Here is a 2,605-nt window from a genome sequence, read left to right on the forward strand (position 1 = left end):
CCGTCATTCGCGCTTTACGGCAACTGCAGATCGCCGGACCCGCCCCGACGTTATGGCTTGCGATCCTGGCGCTCGGCCTTTGGCCGACGATGGAATGGGTCTTTTGCCGAATTCGAAAATCATTCGTTTCGGATGCGGAAGCGGCCAGCGCCATTTGGGATTCGCTTTGCAACCGACTCGGTTACGAACCGCTTTGGACTGATGAAGGAATCGCCAAGCGGCTCATGGTCGCTGTCTGGACCAAAGCGCGTCGCTCGGCTTTGAAAGAGATCAAGGCGCGAAGAGGCGCGGTCAGTTTCGACGCGCTGTTTCAACTTGCCGACGAAGCCGCCGACGATCTCGACTCCGATGACGATGAAATTGCACAACCGAATCGCCTCGTCTTTCGGGCTCCGATTCAACTTTCGACGACTGACCGTCTCGACATATCCCTTGACGAGTTGAAAACGCGCCTGGTTCGGGACGCGGGTTTGTCCGCGCCGGACGCGGCGTTGCTCGTGGACCACATCGTGTTCGGTGCGAACCTCACCGAGATCGCCGCCGAGGGAGGCGTATCCCCCGCCGCGATTCGCCAACGATTTCATCGCGCTAAAGACCGACTTCGCAGAGCCGCAGAAAAAATCCGGTCGGGTGATGTCACGTTTTCGATTCTCGATGACTTGGGAATTCAAAGGGGCAATGAAGCCCCGGCCAAATCCAAATCGAACGGGAGAATCGCATGAAATTCGACCTTGAAGCGCTTCTGAGGAAAAACGCCGACTCCAGGCAGTACCGGCGCGTGCCCGGACTCTTTCGGCGTTGGGAACTCGAACATCTGATCAAACCGGGCTTCGAATACTTCGTCGAGGAAACGGGCAACGATGCGGGCGGCGAGATGCTGTACGCGCTTTTCTGCCGTGAGTTGACCGAGCAGGAGGCGCCGCGATGACCACCACCCGCCAGACCGTTTCCATCAGCGAAATCAACAGCCGCTTGTCCTGCCAGGTGAAACACGACTTCCGTTTCAACCGTCGTCTTGTACCCGCCGAGGAGCGCGAGGTGCTGACCCTCGGCAAGGCCATCCATATCGGTTTGGAGGGCTGGTACCTCACCCGCAACCTCGATCATGCCCTGCAGGCCATCGATGCCACAATCACCCTTGGCCCGGCGCTTCCTTTCGGATGGGCAGCCATCGTCCTCGGCGCACCGAGCCAGTCGCCGGAAGTGGTGGGGCTGTTCAAGTTCGGGGCGCTCGACCTCGTCCTGGCCCATGTGCGCGTGGACGGCGGCATCACCGGCGTGGGAGCGATTGAGCTTCAGCCGGGGATCAGCCAGCAGGCGGGGCGGCTTCGCATCTCCCGCTTCGGCAGCACCTGGACCACCGAGGCCGATCTGCTCGACGGCGCGGGCTATCAGGCCATGTCCCAGGTGGACGGGACGACCGGCGACATCCAGGTCATTCTTTACGCCCTGTGCTGCGGCAACCCCGTCGAGGCCTTTTTCGACAACTACATGGAAAACGCCGCGCCGGTGGATCAACCGGCGGTGGTGACCGGGTACGGCTATCCCAACCTCGGCTGCGATCTGCTCCTCGATGAGGACGGCGACCTGGCCATCTCGGTTACCGGCGATCTGGCGCTGACGCCGAACGGGCGGGTTTGCCTACTCCAGGATATCGCCGATCTCCTCGAAACCCTGCCCAAGGACCTGTTCGGTCATCCGGAATACGGCGCGGGCGTCGGGCGACTTTTCGGCGAAAGCTACAAGGCCGGATTCGTCCGTCACGTCGAACGGGCGGTGCGCGACGCTCTGATCAATGATCCGTCCGTTGCGCCGCGCCTACTTCCCGAAACAGTGCAGGTGGACATGGAACGCTACTCCGACACCGAGCTTTCCGTTTCCATCCGGGCTTCGGCTATTTCCGACGGCCAGATCGTTCCGCTCAACTTCGTCTGGCAATACGGCCTCGATGATGTGTCGCGGATATTCACGCGGGAGGCAGCACAATGATCATCCGCACTTACGATCAGATCGTCGCCGAAATGCTGGCCAAGATCGCGGCCCGTACGAAGCTCACCAATTTCAATGTCGGCTCCGTGGTCCGCACCCTGGTGGAAATCCTCGGCGCTGCCATTGCCGACCTGGGTGATCTGACGCTTGCCTGCCTTAAAGCCGGATTTATTGCCACGGCCACGGGGTACTGGCTCGATCTCAAGGCCAAGGAATTCGGCGTCACGCGACACCCGGCCAAGGCAACCGAGGGCATCGTCTATTTCTGCCGGACGGTCCCCAAGAACGAAAACATCGTCATCCCTGCGGGCACAATCGTTTCAACGCTCAAAGACCAGGAAGGCAAAGCCTATCGCTTCTTCACCAAGGACGAGGTGATCCTGGCGACGGGGACGACCGAGATCGCAGCGGCCGTCGTCGCCGAGCAACCCGGCGCGGCCCACAACGTCGGGCCCGGCTCCATCCAGAAAACCGCCGTCCACATCCGGGGCGTGGATCGCGTCGAGAACCGCGATGACTGGATCACCAGCGAGGGCAGCGACGAGGAAACCGATGCGTCGCTGAGGACCCGCTGCTTCCTTGCCTGGGAGGAACTGACCCAGGGCAGCACGGAGCG

Annotated in this window: 4 protein-coding genes; all 4 read left to right on the forward strand. The window is 61.3% G+C overall.

What is annotated here, in order from left to right:
- A partial coding sequence (locus GX444_17010) for a hypothetical protein (protein ID NLH50282.1) occupies positions 1-722 on the forward strand: 722 nt, incomplete at its 5' end.
- Positions 719-928: a hypothetical protein gene (locus GX444_17015; protein NLH50283.1), complete on the forward strand. Its 210-nt coding sequence runs from the start codon at positions 719-721 to the stop codon at positions 926-928. The genes GX444_17010 and GX444_17015, both read left to right, overlap by 4 nt.
- Positions 925-1,989: a GPW/gp25 family protein gene (locus GX444_17020; protein ID NLH50284.1), complete on the forward strand. Its 1,065-nt coding sequence runs from the start codon at positions 925-927 to the stop codon at positions 1,987-1,989. Before GX444_17015 ends, GX444_17020 begins: the two co-directional genes overlap by 4 nt.
- On the forward strand, positions 1,986-2,605 hold a 620-nt coding region (locus tag GX444_17025), incomplete at its 3' end, for a hypothetical protein (GenBank protein ID NLH50285.1). The genes GX444_17020 and GX444_17025, both read left to right, overlap by 4 nt.

It is taken from the genome of Myxococcales bacterium, assembly GCA_012517325.1.
Classification (GTDB): domain Bacteria; phylum Lernaellota; class Lernaellaia; order Lernaellales; family Lernaellaceae; genus JAAYVF01.

What these genes read in the sequence shown, in the direction of transcription:
- GX444_17015 (NLH50283.1), top strand. Translation starts at nt 719, where the DNA reads ATGAAATTCGACCTTGAAGCGCTTCTGAGGAAAAACGCCGACTCCAGG.
- GX444_17020 (NLH50284.1), top strand. Translation starts at nt 925, where the DNA reads ATGACCACCACCCGCCAGACCGTTTCCATCAGCGAAATCAACAGCCGC.